The sequence below is a fragment of the Cytobacillus sp. FSL M8-0252 genome (genome assembly GCF_038007345.1).
GTDB lineage: Bacteria > Bacillota > Bacilli > Bacillales > Cytobacillaceae > Cytobacillus > Cytobacillus kochii.
This window is the reverse complement of record NZ_JBBOWZ010000001.1, coordinates 156,647-182,022: the sequence shown is the minus strand read 5'-3', so window position 1 is coordinate 182,022 and position 25,376 is coordinate 156,647. Positions and strand designations below refer to the sequence as shown.

General features: G+C 37.5%; 26 protein-coding genes and 2 pseudogenes. 7 read left to right on the top strand and 21 right to left on the bottom strand.

The window, feature by feature from the left end; translation table 11 throughout:
- Window positions 1-46 precede the first annotated feature (46 nt).
- From MKX83_RS00980 to MKX83_RS00960, 5 genes and pseudogenes are all read right to left on the bottom strand, one after another.
- Window positions 47-1,402 carry an IS1182 family transposase gene (locus MKX83_RS00980; protein WP_191817413.1) on the bottom strand — a complete coding sequence of 452 codons (1,356 nt, stop codon included), beginning with the start codon at window positions 1,400-1,402 and terminating at the stop codon, window positions 47-49.
- 430 nt (window positions 1,403-1,832) lie between these two features.
- Window positions 1,833-1,898, bottom strand: a pseudogene (gene rpsI, locus MKX83_RS00975) (30S ribosomal protein S9); the annotation flags it as partial.
- Window positions 1,899-2,120: 222 nt separating this feature from the next.
- The gene (locus tag MKX83_RS00970; RefSeq protein WP_341053613.1) at window positions 2,121-3,221 is read right to left on the bottom strand and encodes an AAA family ATPase; all 1,101 of its coding nucleotides are present in this window, start codon (window positions 3,219-3,221) and stop codon (window positions 2,121-2,123) included.
- On the bottom strand, window positions 3,222-4,019 hold the full coding sequence (locus MKX83_RS00965) for a DUF6414 family protein (RefSeq protein WP_341053612.1): 798 nt from the start codon (window positions 4,017-4,019) through the stop codon (window positions 3,222-3,224).
- 245 nt (window positions 4,020-4,264) lie between these two features.
- The gene (locus MKX83_RS00960) at window positions 4,265-4,807 is read right to left on the bottom strand and encodes a restriction endonuclease subunit S (RefSeq protein WP_341053610.1); all 543 of its coding nucleotides are present in this window, start codon (window positions 4,805-4,807) and stop codon (window positions 4,265-4,267) included.
- A gap of 581 nt (window positions 4,808-5,388) precedes the next feature.
- On the opposite strand from MKX83_RS00960, the gene MKX83_RS00955 reads away from it, so the two are divergent.
- The 6 genes and pseudogenes from MKX83_RS00955 (at window position 5,389) to MKX83_RS24560 (ending at window position 12,556) form a co-directional block, all read left to right on the top strand.
- On the top strand, window positions 5,389-6,483 hold the full coding sequence (locus MKX83_RS00955) for a bacteriophage abortive infection AbiH family protein (protein ID WP_341053607.1): 1,095 nt from the start codon (window positions 5,389-5,391) through the stop codon (window positions 6,481-6,483).
- Window positions 6,484-6,674: 191 nt separating this feature from the next.
- A complete protein-coding gene (locus tag MKX83_RS00950; RefSeq protein ID WP_341053604.1) occupies window positions 6,675-6,842 on the top strand; it encodes a hypothetical protein in 168 nt (55 codons plus the stop codon).
- Window positions 6,843-7,057: 215 nt separating this feature from the next.
- Complete coding sequence (locus tag MKX83_RS00945) at window positions 7,058-8,134, top strand: hypothetical protein (RefSeq protein WP_341053601.1); 1,077 nt, start codon at window positions 7,058-7,060, stop codon at window positions 8,132-8,134.
- A 961-nt stretch (window positions 8,135-9,095) separates the two neighbouring features.
- Window positions 9,096-9,323, top strand: a complete 228-nt coding sequence (locus tag MKX83_RS00940) for a hypothetical protein (protein WP_341053598.1) — start codon at window positions 9,096-9,098, stop codon at window positions 9,321-9,323.
- A 1,356-nt stretch (window positions 9,324-10,679) separates the two neighbouring features.
- On the top strand, window positions 10,680-10,943 hold the full coding sequence (locus tag MKX83_RS00935; RefSeq protein WP_341053596.1) for a hypothetical protein: 264 nt from the start codon (window positions 10,680-10,682) through the stop codon (window positions 10,941-10,943).
- 775 nt (window positions 10,944-11,718) lie between these two features.
- Window positions 11,719-12,556, top strand: a pseudogene (locus tag MKX83_RS24560) (tyrosine-type recombinase/integrase).
- Between the two features lie 155 nt (window positions 12,557-12,711).
- On the opposite strand, the gene MKX83_RS00920 reads toward MKX83_RS24560, so the two are convergent.
- Window positions 12,712-13,044, bottom strand: a complete 333-nt coding sequence (locus MKX83_RS00920) for a DUF2606 family protein (RefSeq protein ID WP_307316920.1) — start codon at window positions 13,042-13,044, stop codon at window positions 12,712-12,714.
- Window positions 13,041-14,027 (bottom strand): trypsin-like serine peptidase, encoded by a 987-nt coding sequence (locus tag MKX83_RS00915; protein WP_341053589.1) that lies wholly within the window; start codon window positions 14,025-14,027, stop codon window positions 13,041-13,043. Before MKX83_RS00915 ends, MKX83_RS00920 begins: the two co-directional genes overlap by 4 nt.
- Before the next feature lie 208 nt (window positions 14,028-14,235).
- Here MKX83_RS00915 and MKX83_RS00910 point away from each other — a divergent pair, with 208 nt between their 5' ends.
- Window positions 14,236-14,721, top strand: a complete 486-nt coding sequence (locus MKX83_RS00910) for a hypothetical protein (protein ID WP_341053586.1) — start codon at window positions 14,236-14,238, stop codon at window positions 14,719-14,721.
- 178 nt (window positions 14,722-14,899) lie between these two features.
- On the opposite strand, the gene MKX83_RS00905 is transcribed toward MKX83_RS00910, so the two are convergent.
- From MKX83_RS00905 to rpsK, 14 genes are all read right to left on the bottom strand, one after another.
- Entirely contained in the window at window positions 14,900-15,640 is a 741-nt protein-coding gene (locus MKX83_RS00905) for a metallophosphoesterase family protein (RefSeq protein ID WP_341053584.1), read from the bottom strand.
- Between the two features lie 105 nt (window positions 15,641-15,745).
- Window positions 15,746-16,312, bottom strand: coding sequence for an AAA family ATPase (locus MKX83_RS00900; RefSeq protein ID WP_341053583.1), 567 nt, complete (start codon window positions 16,310-16,312; stop codon window positions 15,746-15,748).
- Between the two features lie 66 nt (window positions 16,313-16,378).
- A complete protein-coding gene (locus MKX83_RS00895; protein WP_341053581.1) occupies window positions 16,379-16,885 on the bottom strand; it encodes an NUDIX hydrolase in 507 nt (168 codons plus the stop codon).
- 102 nt (window positions 16,886-16,987) lie between these two features.
- The gene (locus MKX83_RS00890; protein WP_341053579.1) at window positions 16,988-17,254 is read right to left on the bottom strand and encodes a hypothetical protein; all 267 of its coding nucleotides are present in this window, start codon (window positions 17,252-17,254) and stop codon (window positions 16,988-16,990) included.
- A gap of 59 nt (window positions 17,255-17,313) precedes the next feature.
- Window positions 17,314-17,706 (bottom strand): 30S ribosomal protein S9, encoded by a 393-nt coding sequence (rpsI, locus tag MKX83_RS00885; RefSeq protein WP_095371191.1) that lies wholly within the window; start codon window positions 17,704-17,706, stop codon window positions 17,314-17,316.
- Window positions 17,707-17,728: 22 nt separating this feature from the next.
- Window positions 17,729-18,166: a 50S ribosomal protein L13 gene (gene rplM / locus MKX83_RS00880; RefSeq protein ID WP_095371192.1), complete on the bottom strand. Its 438-nt coding sequence runs from the start codon at window positions 18,164-18,166 to the stop codon at window positions 17,729-17,731.
- 203 nt (window positions 18,167-18,369) lie between these two features.
- The gene (gene truA / locus MKX83_RS00875; RefSeq protein WP_095371193.1) at window positions 18,370-19,131 is read right to left on the bottom strand and encodes a tRNA pseudouridine(38-40) synthase TruA; all 762 of its coding nucleotides are present in this window, start codon (window positions 19,129-19,131) and stop codon (window positions 18,370-18,372) included.
- Between the two features lie 9 nt (window positions 19,132-19,140).
- Complete coding sequence (locus tag MKX83_RS00870; RefSeq protein WP_095371194.1) at window positions 19,141-19,938, bottom strand: energy-coupling factor transporter transmembrane component T family protein; 798 nt, start codon at window positions 19,936-19,938, stop codon at window positions 19,141-19,143.
- Entirely contained in the window at window positions 19,938-20,804 is an 867-nt protein-coding gene (locus MKX83_RS00865) for an energy-coupling factor ABC transporter ATP-binding protein (protein ID WP_095371195.1), read from the bottom strand. Before MKX83_RS00865 ends, MKX83_RS00870 begins: the two co-directional genes overlap by 1 nt.
- Window positions 20,780-21,619: an energy-coupling factor ABC transporter ATP-binding protein gene (locus MKX83_RS00860; protein WP_307317062.1), complete on the bottom strand. Its 840-nt coding sequence runs from the start codon at window positions 21,617-21,619 to the stop codon at window positions 20,780-20,782. The genes MKX83_RS00865 and MKX83_RS00860 overlap by 25 nt, the downstream gene beginning before the upstream one ends.
- A gap of 407 nt (window positions 21,620-22,026) precedes the next feature.
- A complete protein-coding gene (locus MKX83_RS00855; protein WP_341053575.1) occupies window positions 22,027-22,809 on the bottom strand; it encodes a hypothetical protein in 783 nt (260 codons plus the stop codon).
- 625 nt (window positions 22,810-23,434) lie between these two features.
- On the bottom strand, window positions 23,435-23,797 hold the full coding sequence (gene rplQ / locus MKX83_RS00850) for a 50S ribosomal protein L17 (RefSeq protein ID WP_095371198.1): 363 nt from the start codon (window positions 23,795-23,797) through the stop codon (window positions 23,435-23,437).
- A 52-nt stretch (window positions 23,798-23,849) separates the two neighbouring features.
- Entirely contained in the window at window positions 23,850-24,794 is a 945-nt protein-coding gene (locus tag MKX83_RS00845; RefSeq protein WP_095371199.1) for a DNA-directed RNA polymerase subunit alpha, read from the bottom strand.
- Between the two features lie 170 nt (window positions 24,795-24,964).
- On the bottom strand, window positions 24,965-25,354 hold the full coding sequence (rpsK, locus tag MKX83_RS00840; protein WP_095371200.1) for a 30S ribosomal protein S11: 390 nt from the start codon (window positions 25,352-25,354) through the stop codon (window positions 24,965-24,967).
- Window positions 25,355-25,376: the final 22 nt, after the last annotated feature.

Genomic DNA, 25,376 nt, shown 5'->3' with positions numbered 1-25,376 from the left:
AGCGAAGGTGGGGTTTTCTATTGTTGTCAAAGATTTTTCTTCTTTTTTAGGTTGGACATGACCCTCGCCATGTCCAGTTTGCCAATTTCTTAAGATTCATGGCAGCGAACGTAAGCATCGCCTGCATTGAAACTTTTTTAATACCTCTTAAGGTCGTCCAACGCATGCCATGCTTTTCTTTTGCGTCCGCAAAGACTCGTTCGATCGTTTCTTTACGTTTCGCATATAGAGTTTTATTACGTTCGGTATGTCTCAAATGATCTACTTCCTCTATGTACTCCTGCCATACATGTCTATGAATCATTTTGGTATGATTCTTACTTTGCGTACAACGTTCTAACAGAGGACAGTCTTTACATTCCAAAGGATTTGAAGCGTATTGTTTGTACCCGTCTCTTGTCGTCGTACGGTAAGATAGAATTTGTCCTTCGGGACATAGATAGGCGTCAAAATATTCATCGTAAACGTATTCGTATTTTCTAAGATATCCGTCTTTCGTTTTTGGACGTGTATAAGGCATAACAGGTCTGATGTCTTGGTCCATTAAGAATTTAGCGATGTGTGGTGTTTTATATCCTGCATCAACAGCGATAGAATGGGGCTTACCGACTTTATCTGTGACTTGAGTGACGAGTTTGTCCAACATCCGACTATCGTGAACATTCCCTCCGGTGACCAGTGACCCTAAGATAAACCCACGGGAGTCGCTCGCCGTATGAAACGAATACGCAAATAGTTTTTCGCGTTCATCTTTTACGTAATAACCACTTTCAGGATCTGTCGTGCTAACTTTTATTTCTTTTGACTCTTCTTTATTCTGCGGGGGGAAGGGCTTTTTTCCGTGTTTCTCACGATCGATATTAATCTCTTCATCTAACTGATTCTGATATGATCTCGTTTCGACTCGGGCTATTTTTTTTTCAAATTTCTTCTTATTAGCGTTCGCTTTTACATGAGTAGAATCAATAAAAGCAATGGATGGATCGACCAATCCCTTGGTCATCGCTTCTTTTAGAATGCGATAGAAAATTTGTTCAAATAGATCTGTATCGTGAAAGCGTCGTGCGTAGTTTTTACCGAAGGTTGAAAAATGAGGAATCTTCTCGGTGAACCCATAGCCAATAAACCATCGATAAGCCACGTTGGTTTCGATTTCCTTTATGGTTTGACGCATTGAGCGTATGCCGAAAAGGTATTGTATGAAGACCATTTTAATTAGAACAACGGGATCAACACTCGGTCGACCATTGTCTAAGCAATACTTATCTTTTACCAGATCATAAATGAATTCAAAGTCAATCGATTGTTCAACCTTCCTGACCAGATGATCATCTGGAACAAGTTGATCCAACGCAACCATTTCAATTTGATTTCTTCCATCTTCAACGTGTTTTGATAACATTTTATATCCCCCACAAAAAATCGATTCCATTCTATTATACAAAAAAAGCTTGTAGACTTGGTCTAATTCTTAGACTTTGTCTACAAGCTGAAAGAGTCTATTAAGACTCTTTTTTTCATATAAAATGTTAAGGTCTTTTCCGATTATATCATACGCTTTTTCATTTCATTTAAAAAAAATATAATAATATGCTGTGGGTGCGCATTAATTAATCCCTGGACAATAATTATTACCCACACCCCGCGATAACACTCTAACATGGATATGTACACTATGTGACCGATGAAGTGAAGGAGAAAACAGCCGAGATGTTCCAAAAGTACATGAAATTTTAGCTTGGGGTATTCGTATTCAACTCCAAATTTGGACATAAAAAAGCCCTCCCTGCTCATAAGAGCATAGAGGGCAAAACCTTGGTATATAAGGTTTATTAACGTTTTGAGAACTGAGGTGCACGACGAGCGCCTTTAAGACCGTATTTTTTACGTTCTTTCAGAAGTAGAATTAATTTACATTTTACGGAAATTAAAAATCCGCTTTATATTAGGGTTTTCCTCATTTGAGTTCCGTGGTGTGTAAGCCCGTTTTAGTTAAAGGGTATTCAAATCGTTATTTAAAATACATACGCTGGCAGGCTATATACAAGATGCTTCTTGCTTGTTAGATATTCCGATTTATTCAATTCTTGTCAAAGTATACTAATATGAAACAAAGATTACTATTTAAACTTATTTTTCAATTCCTGCAGAATTTCATCTGCAACAACTTCTTCTATTATCCCTTTTATATGTCTCATATTTGTTAAACCTTTTATATTATCAATAAGTATCTCATGTACTTTGTTCCAATCAACCATTGAATCATATTTTTCTAATATTGAATTCTCAATCGAATCGATAGATTGCTTTATAATTAGTTCCTTTTCGCCATCATTAAAGTCTTCATACTTTATTAATGCGTCGAAACGGCTTAATAAAGCATTATCAATATTGTTTCTCATTTGTTCTTCAGTCAAAAAATTAGAAGTACAAATGATAATAGACTTTCTCATATCTACCTTATAATTATTATCTTCATATACACCTTCATCAAACATCTGAAAAAAGCTATCTTGTATATAAAATGGTGCACGAGCAAATTCATCTAACAAGATTATATTAGATGTTCTATTTTGTAACTTTTTCGAGAATGAGTGTTCTGAGTGGTGAGTATATTTAAAGTATTTTAAACCTTCTTCACCTTGCACCATGGACATCTGCTCTCTAACTATCTCCCCTCCATTTAATTGTTTTGCCAAAAATTTCGCTGTCTCGGTTTTTCCAATTCCAGGATTTCCATATAACATTAGTACAAGTGGTTTATTATTTGTTCTAATTAATAATTTCAAAAGATTTCTTATAATTATCTTTTTTGCAGTTTCTTGACCTATTATAAAATTATCAAATTCACTTTCAACCTCAACTATTTTTTCTTCAGAAACGCTTTGTAATACATAGGGCTCATTTATTTCTAACACTAAATTATTTTTTAGTGTTTCTAGAGTTAATTTTGTTGGATTATTTAGATAAACATCGCTAACGCCATAATTATCCTCAACAAGATTAATTATCCTTCTTATCCCCTCCATAACGTGATTATTAATACCAGACAAATCATTAGAAGCAATAACAAATAAATCATAACTCTCTTCCAAATTTATAGTGTCCTTTTGCTCATTACCAATAGCCCTTACATAATCTCCTAAATAAAGAACGTTCTCAAAGCAATTTATTCTTTCATTAAATTCATTTTCAGGTTCAAAAAACACTGTTATCTTCACTTATATCCCCGCCACTATAACATCAATTATTTTATATCGCTTTTCATTAGACACTTTGTCTGGCACCTGATCATTTTGATGCGCCCTTTTTCTTTTTATTTCTTCATAACTTAATAGTTCTCGATCCATGTTTTCCTCAGTTTTCTCTTGCAACATTTCGTTCATCTCATTAATAAAATTCAAATCTATGCTCTTTGTTTCACCAACTTCAATACCATATATACTCAAGTTCATTTTAGTTAAATCATACAAACTATAATTATTTCTCATACCATTGATATTGAAACGTATTATTACAGTTTCAGATTCTTCATCCTCGTGTACTATTTCCCCTAAATACTCATAATATCCTCTAGCATCGTCAAAGATTGTATCCAATTCTTGATGATTAAGTCCTTTTAAATCTTCTGCATTTTCAAATTCTCCACTGTCATCAATCATCTTTATAAACGGCATAAGATTCCTAAAATAGGTTGCTGAATCCTTTACGATTTTAAGGTTTATTTGCTTGTACTTTTTTATTTCTTCAGAATCTATACTGTGTTCAATAAATTTATTATAAATAGTTCTCGTAACTTGCGTTTCGATTATACTATTGTTTTTTTTACTCATATTCCCTGATAAACCAAATTTAAAATAGCTAAAAAGACTCTTCCCTACTTCCCCATTAAAACCAAGTTCTTTATTTTTTTCAGATACTACCTTCATTATTTCTGAAGAGCTCCCTGATTCTTTTATTTCAAGAAAATCGACTGCTGCCTGTTCATCAAAATAAGCTAATTTTATAATATCTTTCATAAATTTACCGTCACCCCTTTTATATAATTCTAGTTTTAGTAAAATTCACTTAAAACAATAAATAACATTTAATTATACATGCGTTGATACACTACCAAAAATTAAAATCAATAAAACCATTTAATCCAAATACACACCTTACTTTAATGACCTTAACAACAAATGCGATCACTAATCTAAAAGCAAAAAAGCCATATAGCCTTTTAACATTATGGTTAAAACAGCTACTTTGGCTTTATGCAATATCACAGGAGTAAACTCGTCTTTAAGGTACCTATTACATTTTGTTTAATAAGATGTTTACAATACGGTAGCATTTCTTCGATCTTTGCTACGATTCTTTTTTGTTCTTCTAAAGGTGGGAGTGGAATTAATGTATTGCTTACTATACCTTGATTAATTTTTGGCATACTTTCTGAGGTCCCAGAAGCATTCTCTTTAAAGTACTTCCGATTAAAAGGAGCTTTAAGGGCATAATCAATATATTTTAACGATACTAATGGATACACCCTCATTTTCATCATCAAATCAGGATATATGAATTCATTTTCTCCACCGTCATAAATACAGCTTGCACCTACATATTCCCTTGAATTACTACGTTGAACTAGCAAATCATTCTTTCTTAACCAATAAGATGAATTACTATCTATTTCGATATCAACATATTTATATGCATCTTTATTAAATATACCAGATGTGGTTGCGGTTAAAGTTAAATTTTTTTGTTTGATAGCTAACCCCTTTTGGGGAATAACCGTTTGTAGGTTTATCGAATAAAATATCAATAAGTCTCACCCATCTCCAGCTATTAGGTATATCGAAAGGGATCTCATCATCTGTGATCGCTGGAAGAGTATAATCATATAAAATCCCCCTATAGCTATGTGAAATAATTCCAATTATACTCATATTATAGCACATTACTAAACGAAAAACTGAGGAGACCTTACGAAAACACAAGGTAGTAAACGATGCTGCATACCGTGTGACATACCATAAATATCTAATCATATTCTCATGAGACGTTGCATGCGGTGTTGAACGCCATTTCAATTCTACCTGATTGATGCTTTTTCCTGCTTATTAGCTGCCATTTATTTGGTCCGTCTGACTAAACGGACTTGGGAATCCAAAATGCCTCTTTTTATGAAAGAAAATAGTAAAATTGTAGAAAAATGAGATACAGTTTAAAAACATGAAGTTTATACTTGAGGTGAGCGTCGATGATTATCGATATGCAATACAAGGGCATAACAGCTACTATTCTAGCCTGGAAAAGTGGCCTACAACGCACCCTTATTCACTTGGAGAACTTCGCTTAGATGCACTGCTATTCTATGATAATTAATAATGGAGGTATTTAAACTTGAAGCTTTTTATTATCGGAAATGGTTTTGATCGAGGGCATTGTTTACCTACTAGATATTTGGATTTCCGAACATTTCTTGACGATACGAATTGGGAATTTTTAATGTCCTTTGAAGAAACCTATTCTATATACCAACCTGACTTTTCTGACCCCTACTATTCGGTGGACGCATTTATTCAAAGCAGAAACGATTTACTCTGGTATGAATTGGAAACCAACCTAGCCAATATTGAACTAGATTATATTATTGATAATGCTATTCACATGGACTTGGGATTGGAGAATGAAGATGGCATTATTGATACATTAGATGCACATCACGCGCGTAAATATCAATACATTGAGCAATTAGCTGTTTATCTAGACGATTGGGTAAAAACTATTAGCCTTGAACACACTAGACCTAGAACTACTAAGATAAGTCCCAACAATGAAGCTCTTTATATTAGCTTTAACTATACCGAAGTACTGGAAAACCTCTACCAGATCGACCCATCTAAAGTCATTCATATACATGGATCTATACGAGAAGAAGATTTAGATCCCGTTTTAGGCCATGGTAATCTAGAAATAATAGATTCGATGAAAGTGGGGCGACTTGAAGCAGAAGTTCAACAGAATGAAAAGGCAATGAGCATTCATGGGGCAATGGAAAATTACTTAAGAGAAACCTATAAAGATATACGAAAATATATGCATAATCTCAGACGATTGCAGGGAGTAGATGTCGATGAAATTATTGTTATCGGTCATTCACTGTCCGGTGTAGATATTCCGTATTTTAAAGAAATAGATCTTAAAACTTCAGAGAAAGCAAACTGGAAGGTATACTACCACAGCCCAGTAGATGAAAAACGTATGCTTGACAGTCTACTAGAATGCGGAATTAATAAAGAGCGAATTGTTATGATTCCAAGTAGTGATTTTTATGATCTACCATATGACAGTAGTGATAGAATGACAGGTTCATGTTGTAATTGCTGTAACGATAAGCCGATTGACGATATAGTTGTTTATTCAGATTGCGGAGGGACAGCTTGCAATGCCATCTGCTTAACTGAACATGAATGCGAACCTGAAGGAAATATGTAATGACGCCCCGATAGCTGGTAAAGCTATCGGTTTTTTCTTGTTAACAGAACTAGAACCTTTTTGATAACAGATGTAGTTATGAACTCAAGTCTTCTTTATTAGTATAGGTGGTAGCGTGAACAAGTCACGCCCGATAAACGGGCTGAAGGGTAATTCACCCCCCCTCTTTTCATCAGAAAGGACGTGATACGATGAAAAACTTCAAGAAAATTGCGATTTTTGTATCCATAGCGATCACAGTGAGCATCGCTGTAACCATCTTTCATTTTGACATCAACATCGGCAGTCTAATCGGCAACCTTATCGAAATTTCTGCTCCTATTGATGTAACCATTACGACAACGATTAACATTTACTGAGTTAATTGAATTCCTCAACTCTTACACCCTCAAAAAGTCAGCTACTCGCTGACCGATCAACCAATTGGCTCCTACTCCAATTACACTTAGCCCATACTGTTCCTCGTTCAGTATGGGTTCTTTTTTCGCTTAGCCTTTTCACAGGTGAATGCTTCAAAATGATGCGAGATAGCCCGATACGTATACTTGAATACATATTATAGGAGGTTTTATTCTTGATTACACGAAAACTATTAGTATCTGCTGTAACCCTTGTTGCTTTCATGCTCCTAATGATTCCTACTGGAGCAAACGCCGAATCGTTTGTCGCCCCGAAATTTCTGAGTGTTGAATTCACACAGAAAACCTTTGACGCTGGTGATCCAATAGAATTAACCGTATATAGCGAAGTTGGAACCAATCCAATTGATTATGTATGGGTTCAAATTGAACATAAAGAGACGAAACGATTATTTTATAGCCAAAACATACCGTATACAGACAACGGAACAGATGTAGCGATTACGCTTCCTGTAGCAGCACCACCCGGTGATTATGTCATTCAGGCTATATCCATTTTAGATACGGCTGGTGTAAGGACCGATACGTTTTACCCTGGTGGACTTAATGCCACGTTCCAATTAATCGGAGAGCCAGTTGATACGGATAAGCCCATCTATCATCAGGCGTCTTTTGATAAAGCACAATACCAACCTGGAGATGAAATTGTATTAACCGTAGATGCAACGGATGACCAATCTGGAATGGAATTTGTCTATGCCTCTATCATTCATGGGATTTCACAAGAATATCGATTATGGGGATTCTCATCTGAAATAAACGGAAAACACGAGATCCGCATTTCATTGCCTGATAACTCTCTAAGTGGTGAATACAAGATTCAATATCTTACGCTACGTGATAATGCTGGGAATGAAACAAACGTTTTTAATCCGGGTATTACATTTGAAGTTGTAGGTGGTATCACAGACATCGCTGCACCAACTCTGAAAAATATCTCGATTGAAAAAACCGAGTATAAAGCTGGGGAGACCGTTCATATCGAAATTGATGCCGAAGACGAGAGTGGCGTTGAATCCGTTTATTTATATGTAAGACATATCGGTACAGGTGTGCAATACAACGCCTTTGCTACATTTAACGGCACAACGTTTGATTTTAAACGCCCCCTCCCTATTGATGCACCAACAGGAACCTATGAAGTATTTGCTATTTACTTAGAAGATACATTCGGAAATCAAACTAATTTATTCCGATATGAACCTCGAATTCAATTTGATGTCATCGAATAGTAAAACCAAAAAACCCATAAAAGTCAGCGATTCGCTGACCGATTAAAGGCTTGAAACTCATTGACTCCAACTCCTCTTTTTATTTATTTCATGCCCATGCTGATAACTCAGTGTGGGTCTTTTTTTTGTGAAGCACGCTATGCGTATCTCGTGTGAAATGGTATGTGAAATACCGTGCGACATAACATGTGGTATAAAGTGTCGTATATCGTGTCACATACCGTACCGTATGACGTACAACATACCGTGCAACATAACGTGCCGAACACTGTGTGACATGTCATGCGCAGGGCAAGGGATTTAGGATATGTGTTTACGGTATGTCGCATGGAGTACGTATCTCATATGAAATGGTATGTGAAATACCATGCGGCATGTCGTGAGCATATAAAAGTGCGTATGAGATTGCACATGGTGTGTGATATACCATGTGACATGACGTGCGCATGAGGGCTATGCGTATGGTATGTGAAACACCGTATGGCATGGTGTGCGACATACCGTATGAGATGACGTGCGCATAAAGATTTGTGATTCGTACTGGTTTATCGTGTGCGTATAAGATGTGAGATGAAATGCGCATCCTGTGCGACATGGTGTGTGGCATGGTGTGCGCAATCAAGAAGACGGTTGCCTAATCGCAACCCGATAAGTCACATGAAAAAGTAAAGAATCTAATTTTTTGAGATAAGGGGCGATTTTTTATGGCAGTTATAAATATATTGGACTGGTTAGCTATTTACCTATGAGTGAAACCATCATAGAGAAACTAAAATTCTTGGCAACGGCACTGGTGAGCCTTCAAACTGAAATTACGCCACGGTCTTTAGATGAATACGAAACCCTTGTAGACCCAGTGTTATTCGAGTTTTTATAGAATGAATCCGTTTGTTACCCCGATGAATCGGAGCTACCGATTGATACACCTGAAGGATATCGAGGCGTAAATATAGAGAGCAAAATGATAAACGATCAGTTGTTATTAAAGCTCTATATTCCTGCCGTAGCTAAAGATCAAGACAAAATCCAAACGTTTATCTACAAAGCGCTGTATCCCGTATTACAACAACTTTTTGGGCGTGACTTATGGAGTGTCAAAGTGCGTGAAAGTAGTGAATCTGAGCGCTTTGGCGATGCTCGTGAGACGATTTTACGCTCGGTTAATACTAAAGAATCTATACCGGCTTAACCTGAGAACTGACAGCCTTTTTGAGGCTTGTTGGTTCTTTTTTTTTAGTCAGCAGATCGGTGATTTTTGTAAGTACAAGAGAGCTTTTGGACGACGATAAATCATACATGTCATACAAACATAAAAGAGCGTTTTTCAGTGATTGAGAGCGAAATACCGGACCGTTATCTCTGAGTGGATAACCGTCCTTTTTTTGGTCAGCAGAGCTTATATTTAGGAATACCAGAGCGCCATTAGACCGCTTTATTGGCAGTGAGTTACTGAGTGCAGCTCGTGCCTTCTTGCGCGGGTCCCGCGCCCCTCGGTGGTCTTTCTTAACTCTCTCGCTTACGCTCGTATAACCACTCGGGGCTTCCCACACAAAAGTCACGTAAATCTTTATTCAATCAGCGCGGAGCCTTCCTTCGTTTCGGTGGTTTTTCCTGACTTTTTTAGCTCGCACCGTGTGCGTACAAGGGCTTTATTTTTAGGCATATAACCGCCTCCACTTCGTCCACGCTGCTTGAATAAAAGAATATTAATTGAGGTTCTTTTCTTGATGTTCGCCCTCCCTGGCGGTCAGTCTCTCTACCAGCTTTTTTGATAGCTTCCCCTTTGTGAATCGGACAGCTCTGGAGTGGAATCTCTGGGCGTATTCCGTGACGATATCCCGCGGTGAGCTCGCCCAGAAGTGGTCCTGATTTGATGATAACTGGGCGAAAAATGGGGCTGATGGACGCCGAGGAACTTGTCATACGGCAACGCCCCGAAATGCGACCCGAGGGTCATGCGGAAATTTGTAATGGCGCGGGTTTGCTGAAACCGAGGGCCATCGGGGTCGCCGGGTCTGAATCCGCTTAGAAGTAACGCCCCGGTATACGCACCAACGCTTTGCGGGTGTTTTGAAATAGCTGTGGGTCTATACGGTGCGGAATCGGGGAAAGAGTATAAGGGGGACGTATGACAAGCCTCGCTACGCTCATTTGTCAGTCAGCATAGCTGACCGTCCCCCTTACTGCGAACATGAATGCTTGCGCATCCCTGTTCTTGCCCTGCGGGTGCTCATTTGGAATCTCCATTCAGAGATTCCAACTTACTCGAAGACCCCTCCTTCATTCCAGCAGAAATCCATTCGGATTGCTGCTTCATTTCGGGAAGACCAATGGGCTTCGCCCGCTATGCATTCCAGCCAAGCACTAACAGCTTTGTCGAACATACATGAAAAGAAAATCTGTACGTACACCTGTCTGGAAGGACGGACAGTAATTACTTATCTTCTATGATTCATAACCATGCTTCTAGCATACTTCACCACTGCCTATGTTAATATACAAAGTAGAATGTAAGGTGAAAAACAAAAGAAGGGAGAATAAAAACATGAAAAAATTTAAGATAATAAAAGAAACGATAGAAAAAGAAGTAGTGGAAAAAACAATTTGCAATAAATGCGGAGACACTATTAATCATACTGGAACTGAATTTGATCGAAATGAACAGGAAGAAGAATTTGCCTCCTTCTCAATCACCTTCGGATACGGCAGCAAAAGAGATGGTAATACATATTCGTTCGATTTATGTGATATTTGTTTTCAAAAGATGGTGGATGGGCTAAAAATTGCTCCAACAATTGATGAAGGATAAAAAGTTTGAAATAACCTCTTCTTTCCTATTCTTTTATATGTAATTCTACATGCCCATTCGCCCCCATCATTTTTCAATTAAGATGATGTATCTAGAATTATAAATGTATGAGTTAAAAATTCTGAAATAGCAGATTAATCATTTGCGTATAGCTAAAGCCTGTGTGGCAGATTACCAAGTAATCATTAATACAGGCTTTTTAGAACTTTTTTCGACTAACGCCTAGATTAGTTGAAGTATAAGAATCTATTAGACTAAGTGCTCTACTAAGTCCATATTTAAACAGACTTCTAAATGTGACTCATACTTTTATTAAGAAATATTTCAGAACCCTTATTCTTTTTTGAATTTCCTTATCTTTTTTAGCCGAATTGAGCTCAGATCATTGGTCCAAAGGTTTCGAATCCCATTCCATTCTGAACTTCCGGAGCTTCTGAAGAGCAGTGAATTATATCAATAGAGGCAACCTAGTCACATGATGATTTGATTTATACTGATGGAGAGTATCTTATTTTTTAAATTTGAAAACTCAACGAGAGTTTTTATTCGAAATTCAAAAAATGAAGAGAAAAACAAAATTACAATCTAAATCCGTGCATTTAAGCTCAAAATAAAAACTGCGTAGAATGTTAGATTCCACGTAGTTAATCGATTTTGCCGATTTTACGAGGTCGCATTCGACTGTTTCGTAACGAAGAAAAATAACTGCGTGGAATCTAATCTCTGAATTATACATAAGGTGGTAAAAAATGTGAATCCTATTATTATACAATTTATGGAAAATAAAAAATTTGACTGTCAAGCGACATTTCGTACATTTCAATACACGCTTCACAACTTTCTAAATATTGTGGAAGATGGTAGCGGAGACATAAATCGATTAACAGAATATGACATCCGTTATTATTTCCAGAAAAGGGAAGATAAAAAAATCGCAACCAGACAAAAGGAATATTCGATTATTTCAAGTTTTCTTAAATATCACAATTGGCAGGATCGAATGAACGGGAATGAGTACCCAGAAGAAAAAATTGTCAGTATGGAAAGGAAATCAGTCGATAGTGTCGATATCGCCAAAATTAAAAGAGAAATTGAAAAGATGAATCGTAAACTTAATGGAGAATGGAAAAAAGGAGGAAAAATGCGTGTCGCTCTTATTTATACACTTATCTACACAGGGCTTCGAGTGTCAGAACTCGTGAACTTGATCAAAAGTCACATAGATATACGTGAAAGAACCGGCACGATTCAAGTGTCGGGAAAAGGAAACAAAGCTCGCACCGAAAGAGCTCAGAAGAAAATTAACAGAATACCTGAGTGAACGTGAAGACAACCACCCCGCAGTTTTTATCTCTAATCGAGGTGGCCGTATTAGTGTACGTAATGTGCAGGACATTCTAGCAAGATTAAATGATTGCTACGGTTTTAAAAAAGGAACGCTTCATCCGCATGTGCTCAGACATACATTTCTTTACCAAACGGCCGAGCATGTACCACTAACGACACTCACGCAGCTGGCCGGGCATGATGACCCGAAGACGACGATGATTTATACAACGCCAAACTTGCAGGAAGTTGGTAATCGCCTTGATAGTTTATATGAGGAAGATTGAGTGTGATGAGGAGAAATTTTATTAATATCGAATATAAAGGAATCGAAAAAGAAATGAGCTAATGATGTACATCATTAGCTCATTGATTACAATAGTTATTGTATACATAAACTATTAACAAACCATTTATTAAACTAGTAACTCTGAATCGCCTGTTACTTGCTTAGTTTAAATGTAAACTGATTTTCTGAATCCTTTTCTGATACTATAAATTCTTCATATTGAGTTGTTTCATCGTTTATAATAAGTGCCGCTTCGTAAGTCACTCCTACCTTTAACTTTCCAGTAATAGTTCCTTCCGAGTCTGTTGACCCTAATTGTATTCCTTGCTCAGAGTCGCTACTTTTATCTAAAAGTGAAACTTCTATATTCTGAACCGGTTTGTTACTAGTATCCACAACAGTTATTGTAACATTGGTTTTAATTTCTGATTCCTGTTGACAACCTACAAGTAAAAATATTAAAACTACAGCTAGTATTTTCTTCATCTATCTTTCCAATCATTAATATTATCAAACACAGCCTGAGTAATTCTAGTGCCTTTGTTCATATTAGCTGAAGGACTGGTGCCATACGCATGAATACCCACGGCCGTTTGACCAGTATCTGTATAGTTTCGATATACTGGAGATCCGCTCTGACAACCATATGTATCCATATTATACCTTATTTGATAACTTTGTTGGAATTCTATCGGACCGGCATGTGTCCACATTGTTCCTGTTGGCTTATCACATGGGTAGCCAGTTACAGAAGCGTTTAATCCAACAACAGAAGTATAAGACCTAAAACCTAACCAACCTGTATTGTTCCCAACATTACTGCTTAATTTAATCGCACCATAATCGTAAGATGCGTTCTCGTCTCTAGTCCAACCAGTTACAGAATATAATGTCTCCATAGTATGAGTGCCATACGGGTACGAATTACCATTTCTTCCCGGAGCTACGTTTACTATTTCAGCCCAGCCACCGTCATCATGGCTGTATATACAATGACCAGCTGTAACAACAGTATCTGGACTAACCATAAATCCAGTACAGCCATAGACAGTAGTCAAGTCATTAGGAAATAAGGCATTTATTTTTACAATTGCTCGATTCGGATAGGAGGTTGTATTGCTTATTTTTGTTCTATTATCAGCCCCAATGATAGAAAATGGTTCTATGAAGGGCGAGTTTATGCTTTCATTTTCTTTATCGATTAGGTCTTTGATTTCTTCCGGAATGTCTATTTTTTCTTCATCTGTTAGCACTTCGCCAGTCCCCTGATAAGAAGGTGAAACACTTTCACTGGATTCAGACCTCTTTGAAGAAATATGTTCTTCTATCTTTTCAGTTTCTCCATCGAAGGAGACTGGAGTATTGCTATCAGTTTTTTCTGTAGATGCTGATTCGTCAGCAAAAACTTGACCCGAATAGAAGACTAACAATAACAATAAGACACCAGTAGCTTTTTTTATAACACTCATTCTTCTCACATCCTCTTAAAATTAATTGATATCTATCTGATATTCTCATAGAGGTTGTTCATAGTAGTTTTAGTCAATTCTCTCAATTATCCCCTCCCCTTTTATCTTTGCATTGTATATATAAATATTACCATATATATGAATATTTTTAATATTTTATTTTTTACAACTCCTATCTTTATTGAAAAAAATGGTAGGCGTTGTTATTATGAAATACGGAGGTGTTTTTAAAATGAGAGGAATTATACTAACTAGTATTGCTTCTGTGGTTATTGCGACTGCTTGGTTTGGATTTAGTGGAAATAATACCAAAGCGCTTGAATCCACCAATGTAAAAAATAACGAAGATGTTGTTGCCACAGCACTAGATGAAAATCTTGAAGACAATGGAACGATTTCAGATGGAATACGTAATACTTCTATGATCCTAAATGCTTCTCTTGAAAACACTTCAAGTTTTTCAGACGTAAAAGGAATTGAAAATATAGAAACGTATATGAACGGAGCAATTGAACTTGCTGAAAAACGAAATGCAACACAGTCTATTAAAGATAGACTAAACCTATCTAATCAGCTAATACAGGATGCTATTTTGGAACAAGACCTTAACAAACTTCATAAGGCCGATAAAATTCTATTTAATCTTGATCTGGAGTTTAATGGTGAAGTTTTGCCTCCACAAAACCGAAACTAACTTGAATGGATGATTCATCCCGAAATAGTCCATTAAGGGGTAGATTCAGGAAAATGCGGATTTACAACGCTAAGGAAAAGTCACCCATTAAAAAAGCCGATTTCCATCTCAAGGAATCGACTTTTTTAGTTATTCTTATTCAACTAAGCCTCCGTTAGTTGAGTAACAAATATAAATATTAGATTTGATTACCGTGAAAAACTTTTAGGATGAAATCACGTTCTGGTACCCTTAACTTATGATAAGACTTTAAGAAAGAAGAGTTATCATATGGTACTTCTTTGATATTTACTTTTATTTTGTTATTCTTTATTGTCACGATTGCATAGGGTGCTGTTGGCTTATCATTACAGCCAAGTGAACCAGGGTTTAAATAAATAGTGTTATGACCTATGAAATAATGTAATGGATGATGATGACCGAAACAAATCAAATCTTCATTTTTGTCGTTATATAGTGATTCTAAGTTTTCTATACTTGGATTAACTATTGAACTAAACGGGTCTTTACTAATATGTTCATTTATTTTGTTGTATTCAATTTGGTAATGAATAAATAGGATTGAACAACCTTCTATGTTTCGCTTTATAGTTCGAGGTAATTGGTCTAATTTTTGTATAAAATATTTATCCATTCTATCTAATAACCATTGATGATGTTTTTTAACATGAGAATGACTTTTAGGATACTCTTGACCTTTTGCTAAAGCTAATATAGCTTCATCATGATTCCCTGTAATCATTGAAGTATCGGATCTTGAGAATAACATTTGCAACACTTCATTTGATTCGGGACCTATACCAATCATATCTCCTAAGCAATATATGTGATCAATATTGTTTAGATTGTCTATTTCTGATAGAACGGCTCTTAATGCTGGTGCATTACCATGAATATCAGCAATTATTGCAAATTGCATAAATTTAATTCCCCCCATAAATAACGAACTATAGAAAGATCTCTCTTACTTCATTAAAGCACCCTTTAGCACCATAAAGGTCTTTAAGTTAAAACCAAAAGATAATCATTTACATTTAGATATACTAACAATTTCTTCGATGGCAGAACTAACATCTTTGTTATCTTTAATTACAATCAAATAGTCTGCTTCCCCTTCTTCTGGGTCTACTACATCCTTATGTAAAGATTCAGCTTGTTGACGAATAAGCACTTGCTCAAAATTAGAATAAGCACCCCTAAATATATTGGTATTACGTGTACTATTGGTAACCCGTTCTTTTAGAATTTCATCTGGAATATCAAAATGAACCAAGATACGGGTAAATTTATCTTTATCATAGAATTCTTCAAGCAAATACTTTCTACCCTTTTTAGTTCGATTCGCACTACTAGCAATGATATGAAGATCTGTGTTTTCTATTGCATAATTAGCAATTAACTTAGAGATAGAATGTTTAAGAGTATTATTTCCAGTTTTCGGTTGTAACTTTTGGTAATACGTATTAATAAATTCAGCGTGATTATCCTGATCTAAAACGAAAGAATTTTCTAGTTGTTTTTCTAGATCTCTTGCAAATGTACTTTTGCCACTATGCGTTTTGCCTACTGTAATAACAACTAACCTTTTCAATATTATCCCCCTTTAAATCCCATGCAATGTTAAACTAACCTTCCCCGTTTGTTAAACAAGCAAAAATTATTTTTGAGAAAGATTTTTTAACCACTGATCATTCCACTGAAAATATAATTCACTATTTTCATTATGTAAAAATAAATCTTTAGGGTAAGGTAAAGCAAGTTCAGGCATATTACTTGGACTATAATATTGAAGTTTAAACGTTTCGTTATCTATGGGACTTAGTTCACCACCTTGAATAACGCAATCAAATATAAAGACGTTATACTCCACTTGATGACCATTAGGATATTGATAACGAAAGTCTTTCCCACCAAATACACCTAATAACTTTTTGGGCACAACATATAAACTTGTCTCTTCCCATACTTCACGAACAACTGCTTCGGCTGGTGCTTCTCCGAGTTCAATTGCACCAGCAGGTAGACTCCACTTCTCGCCATTTCCTTTGTTTTGTAATAATATTTCTCCCAAATCGTTTCGAACAATCCCTGCTACACTAGGCATAAAAATAAGTTCATTACCGACTTTTTCTCGTATTTTTTTATAATAATCCGACATTCCCATTTTCTAACCACCTTGAGTTATTTATTTCTTTATAAATTCTCTCCGATATAAACAATCACCTGTCTTTCTTAAACTAATCCTGAGAGTACCCCTAACTGAGCCTCATTTATTCAATATCGTTCTACGTTCTAAGTCTCCTATTTCTCTCAGACTCCGATATTCACTTTTGTGGGTGACAATAAGGTAATCAAGTAAATCAAGTCCTACAATATGACTGACCTCTTTCATTCGTTCATACACCATATTCAAACCACGATGGATATATACACTCATGTGACCGATGAAGCGAAGGAGAAAATAGCCGAGATGTTCCAAAGGTACATGAAATTTTAGCTTGGGATATTCGTATTCAACTCCAAATTTGGACATAAAAAAGCCCTCCCTGCTCATAAGAGCATAGAGGGCAAAACCTTGGTATATAAGGTTTATTAACGTTTTGAGAACTGAGGTGCACGACGAGCGCCTTTAAGACCGTATTTTTTACGTTCTTTCATACGAGCGTCACGTGTTAATAGTCCAGCGCGTTTTAGTGTTGGACGGTATTCTGGATCAGCTAGAAGTAACGCACGAGCGATACCGTGGCGGATTGCGCCAGCTTGACCAGTGTATCCACCACCTTTAACATTTACAAGAATGTCGTAGCTTCCTACTGTTTCAGTAGCTACTAGTGGTTGTTTAACAACTTCACGTAAAGCTGCAAACGGGATATATTCATTGATTTCACGACCATTGATAACGATTTTACCGTCGCCAGGGACTAAACGTACGCGAGCTACTGAGCTCTTACGGCGACCAGTACCAGTATATTGAACCTGTGCCAAGTTAATAACCTCCCCTAATTAATTATCCACGAAGTTCGTAAACTTCTGGTTGTTGTGCTTGGTGCGCATGTTCGCTACCAGCGTAAACATGTAATTTTTTAAACATTTGACGACCAAGAGAGTTCTTTGGAAGCATGCCTTTAATAGCAAGCTCTAACATGCTCTCAGGGTAGTTTGTACGCATTTCATTAGCAGTTCTAGTTTTTAAACCACCAGGGTGCATGCTGTGGCGGTAGTAAATTTTATCAGTAAGCTTCTTACCAGTTAATTCGATCTTAGAAGCGTTCAAGATAATTACATGATCACCAGTATCCACATGTGGTGTATAAGTTGGTTTATGTTTACCACGTAGAATTGATGCTACTTCACTAGCAAGACGTCCAAGAGTTTTGCCTTCAGCATCAACTACGTACCATTTACGTTCGATATTGTTTGCATTCGCCATAAACGTTGTACGCATCGGTTTTCCCTCCTAAATTAAATCCATCATAATCATTTTTGGTTTCATATATTCTTACACAATAAGATTCCGGGGCTTATCGTGGTTTTAATAATAATACCATATGCTATAATATAACTTTACCAGCTGATTGTCAAGTCGATGTTACACCTGGATTAGTTGTTTTAAGAATTTTTTCTCGCAAATCCAGCAAATGACGCTCTTTACTTATCATTAGCAATATTTTCTTCGTAATAGACTTGCCATAAATACAGGCCATGACCAGGTGCTGTTTTCCCAGCATAGATACGGTTTTTCTTCGCTAAAATCTTCTCTATTTCATGTGGCTCTCGCTCGCCCTTACCAACCTCTAGTAAGGTTCCCATTAAAATGCGAATCATATTATAAAGAAACCCGTTACCAACAAAACGGAACAGTAGCTCATCATCATGTTCCTCAATATAAATCCCATAGATGTTCCGCACGCGATCTTCCACTTCAGACCTTGCTGAACAAAAGCTCGTAAAGTCATGTTCTCCTAATAAATACGGGATGGCTTCGCGCATACGCTCCACATCTATTGGAAAGGAATACTGATAAGCATAATGTCGCAAAAAAGGGTTGCTTTTCTTCGTACGTATTAATCGGTAGCGATACTCCTTACCTATAGCATGATATCGCGCATGGAAGTCCTCTGCTACATAGGCCGCTTCCTCTACTACAACATCATTCGGCAGAATAGAATTCAAAGCAGCTGGCCACCGCTCCTCAGGCAACTGCAAAGGACTATCGAAATGAATTACTTGACCCACCGCATGAACACCAGCGTCCGTGCGGCCAGAAGCAACAACTTTCACTTCACTGCCCTTATGCAGCTTCGTAAGTGCTGATTCTAGCTCCCTCTGGACAGTCCGTTTATTCGGTTGTACTTGATAGCCCGCAAAGCCTGTGCCATCGTAAGCGATAATACATTTGATTCTCATGATATGCCCTCTTTATGTTCTAAATATAATTAACAATATCGTTAAAGCCAAAAGCAATAACAACATCAAGGTATCAATACCGCTCCACACAAGCTTACGATACCTTGTCCGTCCATCGCCTCCACGATAACCACGAGCCTCCATTGCTGTGGCAAGCTCCTCTGCTCGTTTAAATGAACTCACAAACAGCGGAATCAGTAGTGGAATAATCGCCATCACACGGTCTTTTACAGGGCCTGAAGAGAACTCCACGCCTCTTGCTGATTGTGCCTTCATAATCTTATCTGTTTCCTCCATGAGCGTCGGAATAAACCTTAAGGCGATAGACATCATTAGAGCGAGCTCATGCACCGGAAACTTCAACTTCTTAAGTGGGCCTAACAAACTCTCTAAACCGTCTGTAATCGCAATAGGGGCTGTTGTTAACGTTAGTATCGATGTGATTAAGATTAATAGGAAAAAGCGTAAAGAGATAAATATCCCTTGTCTCAAGCCTTCCTCGTAAACTTTAAACCATCCTAATTCAAAAATAATCGGTCCTTCTCTTGTTAAAAAGATATGCATCAAGAACGTAAAAATAATCAAAATGAAGACGAGTTTTAAGCCGCCAAATACAAAGCGCATCGGCACTTTCGACATCGCTAGCATTAATAAGGTATAGACAACAAGGGCACCATACGTAATCGCATTATTAGCGATAAAAACAACACATACGAATAAAAGAACGATAATGAGTTTGGAACGCGGGTCCATTCGGTGAATCACTGAATCAGCTGGAACATAGCGTCCAAAAATCATTTTTTCCATCATTAGGCTTCACCTCTCTTTAAAAAGCGAGGCATTTCTTGACTGATTTCCTCTATTGTTAAGCATGTTTTAGCAAACTTATAGCCGAATGTTTTCTCTAGCTTTTGCTGGAACTTCACAACCTCTGGTACGTCTAAGCCCATTTTTATCAATTGCTCCGGGTCAGAGAAAATCTCGAGTGGTGTGCCCACTTTATAGACTTCACCTTTATGCATAATAGCAATCTTATCCGCATAGCGTGAGGCATCCTCCATACTATGCGTTACAAGAATCGTAGATAAATTCCGCTCTTTATGAAGCTGATAAAACATATCCATAATTTCTTTGCGCCCACGAGGATCTAAGCCAGCTGTTGGTTCATCAAGCACAATGACATCAGGATGCATCGCTAATACACCAGCAATGGCAACTCGGCGCATTTGTCCACCAGAAAGATCGAACGGCGATTTTTGTAAAATCGACTCATCTAGGCCCACTTGTTTAATTGCTTCATGCGCTCGCCTTTTTGCTTCTTCTTCATTCACACCGAAATTCATCGGACCAAAACAAATATCCTTCTCTACAGTTTCTTCAAATAGTTGATGCTCAGGAAATTGAAACACAATCGCTACTTTTTGGCGTATCGCTTTTAAGCCTTTCTGTTTCTTTTCAGAAGTAATCGTTCTCTCACCAATAACAACTTCGCCCGCTGTAGGTTTCAGTAATGCATTTAAATGTTGTAGGACGGTCGATTTCCCAGAACCAGTATGTCCTATTAAAGCGAGAAATGTGCCAGACGGAATATCTATAGACACATCTTGAATCGCTAATCTTTCAAACGGCGTATTGACCTGATAGCGATATTCTACATTTTTGAGTGAGATGTCCATAATTCTTCCACCAATTCTTCTTCAGATAAATGATGCTTAGATACTGGGATATTTAAGCCTTTTAACATTTTGCTCATTTTCACAGGGAATGGAATATCGAGTCCTAACGAAATCAACTCTTCATCTAATTGGAAAATATCTTCCGGACTACCTTCCCGATAAAGCTGTCCTTTATTCATCACAATCATGCGATCAGCCTTTGCTGCTTCTTCTAAATCATGTGTGATGGAAATAACAGTCATTTCTTGCGATGCTTTTAACTGCCTAATCGTCTCTAACACCTCTTCACGACCACGCGGGTCTAACATAGAGGTCGCTTCGTCCAAGACAATGATATTTGGCCTAAGCGCTAGAACCCCTGCAATGGCCACACGCTGCTTTTGGCCACCTGATAAATGGTGCGGCTCTTGATCAAGAAACTGTTCCATTTTCACACTCTCCAGCGCGTCATGGACACGCTTAATCATTTCCTCTCTCTCGATGCCGTGATTTTCTAAACCAAAAGCCACATCATCCTGTACAGTCGTACCAACAAACTGGTTATCGGGATTTTGAAAAACCATCCCAATTTTATCTCGTATGTCCCAAACCGTTTCTTCTGATAGCAGCAAACCATCTACCGTAATACTGCCTTCCTTTGGGAAATTTAAGCCATTTAAAAGCTTAGCCATCGTTGACTTGCCTGATCCATTATGACCAACAATCGCCAACCATTCCCCTTCATATATATCAAACGTCACATCTTTCAACGCATAATCCGCATTCTCATCATATTTAAAAGAAAGATTCCTTATCTGTACGAGGGAATTCTTCATACTCATCTACTCCTCTCCAACCTCTGCTGCTCTCAACTCTACTAAAAACAAACCTAAAAATCTAACGTCTAAATTTTATTAGAAAACTGTGCGATTGGCAAGCCTTTAAGGCGACGACAGAGACCTAGTTGCTCTTATACTTCGTTCTTTCTTTTGACAGGCCTCATAGCTATTATTCTTCTCTGCTTGTCAAAAGATAATTGCTCTGAAGTGATTGAAACCTGAGCAATTGGCAAGCCCGTTAAGACGATGACAGAGTCTTAATTGCTCTTATACTTCACTCTTTCTTCTGACTCACTTCATCGCTATTCTTTAATGCTATCAATAGGTCACGGCTCTGAAGTGATAGAAAACCAATTCTTAATCGTACTAATATCACTGGCTTGCATTCAGAATGGTTCATGCGTTTAATGATTCTTTATGCACAAGTCTTGCTTCTTTACTAGTTTTAACGCAATTCCAATGTTTACACGCAATTCGTTGATTTTCTTTGCTACCTTTTGCGCGATTCCACCCTTTACGCGCAATCCCTTGGTTTTCTTTACTACCTTTTGCGTGATTCCATCATTTACGCGCAATTCTTTAGCTTTCTTTACTACCTTCTGCGCGTTTCCATCGTTTACGCGCAGTTCCTTAGCTTTCTTTCCTACTTTTTGCGCGCTTCCATCGTTTACGCGCAATTCCTTAGCTTTCTTTCCTACCTTTTGCGCGCTTTCACCCTTTACGCGCAATTCCTTGGTTTTCTTTACTACCTTTTGCGCGTTTCCATCATTTACGCGCAATTCTTTTGTTTTCTTTACTACCTTTTGCGCGTTTCCATCGTTTACGCGCAATTCCTTAGCTTTCTTTACTACTTTTTGCGCGCTTTCACCCTTTACGCGCAATTCCTTAGCTTTCTTTACTACTTTTTGCGCGTTTCCATCGTTTACGCGCAGTTCTTTGTCTTTCTTTACTACTTTTTGCGCGCTTTCACCCTTTACGCGCAATTCTTTTGTTTTCTTTACTACCTTTTGCGCGTTTCCACCTTTTGCGCGCAGTTCTTTGTCTTTCTTTACTACTTTTTGCGTGATTCCACCCTTTACGCGCAATTCCTTAGCTTTCTTTACTACTTTTTGCGCGCTTTCACCCTTTACCCGCAATTCTTTTGTTTTCTTTGCTACCTTTTGCGCGATTCCACCTTTTACGCTCAATACTTTGCCTTTCTTTCCTACCTTTTACGCGCTTTCAACCTTTGCATGCAGTTCTTCACTTTACCCCATATCTTTTACGCGTCTTCACGTATATAAGTAATTCTTCTTTTTTCCCTAACCTGTATGATGCACCGACAATACATACCCACGTACTCTGCCACTAATTATGCTATTGAATAAGGAGTTACAAAAATTCTATTAACTAAAACTTAGGGGCGAAACAAACATTTCTCTTTATATAATAAAAAAGCCGCCACTATTGATGGCGAGCTACTATGTATATGGAGTTCTATCCTATCTGCAACTATCTCCATAACAAAGGCTCGATAATAATTGCCTTGGCAATGGTTGTTTTTAAAAAAGCCTGCATCCTCATCCTAGTAATACAGGCATTCCTGTATGGACGAGTAAAGCAAATGGATGAAGATGCAAAGAGCTAGACGTAACACCTCAATATTACGGATGTCCATCGTAACACTCAAAATGGTTTTGCTCATTGGCTTTAGGGGTATCCCTATTTAAAGAAAGAGGGCATTGAATAAGTTCCAATGAAACCATTCAGGCGCCCTCAATCTGCACATGAATCCCAAAGGTTAGGTTATCCTAATCTAAGAAGATACGTTTATTATACTAATTCGATGATTACCATTGGTGCTGCGTCGCCACGACGAGGACCGATTTTCATAATACGAGTGTAACCACCTTGACGCTCTTCATAACGAGGAGCAATATCACTGAACAATTTTTGAACAGCATCTTGGTTTTTCTCAGCATCAGCTACTTCATGACGAACATATGCAGCTGCTTGGCGACGAGCGTGAAGATCTCCACGTTTACCAAGAGTGATCAATTTTTCAACTACTGAACGAAGTTCTTTAGCACGAGCTTCAGTTGTTTCAATACGCTCATTGATGATTAAATCTGTTGATAAGTCACGTAGCATCGCTTTACGTTGAGCGCTAGTGCGTCCTAACTTTCTGTATCCCATGAAAGTTTCCCTCCTTTGTTGAAGTCATTAAAGGCTAGATTTCAAAAGACAATCAGTCGTCTTTACGCAAACCTAATCCAAGCTCTTCTAGTTTATGTTTTACTTCCTCTAGAGACTTCCTACCTAAGTTACGTACTTTCATCATATCCTCTTCAGTTTTATTAGCTAACTCCTGAACAGTGTTAATGCCTGCACGTTTTAAGCAGTTGTATGAACGAACAGATAAATCTAGTTCTTCAATTGTCATTTCAAGGACTTTTTCTTTTTGGTCTTCTTCTTTTTCAACCATAATTTCAGCATTTTGAGCTTCATCAGTTAAACCAACAAAGATATTCAAATGCTCAGTTAAGATCTTCGCTCCAAGTGCAACTGCATCTTGAGGGCCAGTACTTCCGTCAGTCCAAACATCAAAAGTCAATTTATCAAAATTACTCAATTGACCAACACGAGTATTCTCAACTTGATATTGTACGCGTGAAACTGGCGTATAAATAGAATCAATAGGAATTACACCGATTGGTTGATCTTCTTTTTTGTTTTGAACAGCTGGTGTATAACCACGACCACGTTTAGCAGTTAGACGCATATGCAAATGACCATTTGAACCAAGAGTAGCAATATGAAGATCCGGATTAAGAATCTCTACATCACTATCATGTGTTACATCTGCAGCAGTAACTACACCTTCGCTTTGAACGTCAATTTCTAATGTTTTTTCTTCATCAGAATAGATTTTCAATGCGAGCTTTTTAATGTTTAAAATGATAGATGTTACATCTTCTACGACGCCTTCAATTGTTGAGAACTCATGAAGTACCCCATCAATTTGGATCGAAGTGACAGCGGCACCTGGGAGTGAGGATAATAGGATACGACGTAAGGAGTTACCCAAAGTTGTTCCATATCCACGCTCAAGTGGTTCTACGACGAACTTACCATACTTAGCATCATCGCTGATCTCAACCGTTTCGATTTTTGGTTTTTCTATTTCGATCATCAAAATACACCCTCCTTCAAAACGTCGAAACCCCGGTTTATTAACCGAAATTCCCCCATGTATACGTTCCCGTTTTGTGCACAACAACTGGAATAATAAATACTGTATAATTCATTTACTTTGTATCATATCCCATTATAGACAGGGATTCAAAAGTTTATACAGATTAATTATACACGGCGGCGTTTTGGTGGACGACATCCGTTATGTGGTACTGGAGTAACGTCTCTGATAGCAGTAACTTCTAGACCAGCAGCTTGTAATGCACGAATAGCAGCTTCACGACCTGCACCAGGTCCTTTAACTGTTACTTCTAAAGTTTTCATACCATGTTCCATAGATGCTTTCGCAGCTGTTTCAGCAGCCATTTGCGCAGCGAAAGGAGTCGATTTACGAGAACCTCTGAATCCTAGCGCACCAGCACTTGACCAAGAAAGAGCATTACCATGAGAATCAGTGATAGTTACGATTGTATTATTGAATGTTGAACGAATATGTGCAATTCCGCTTTCAATATTCTTTTTGACACGACGTTTACGTGTATTAGTTTTACGAGCCATTTTAAGAACCCTCCTTTACCGA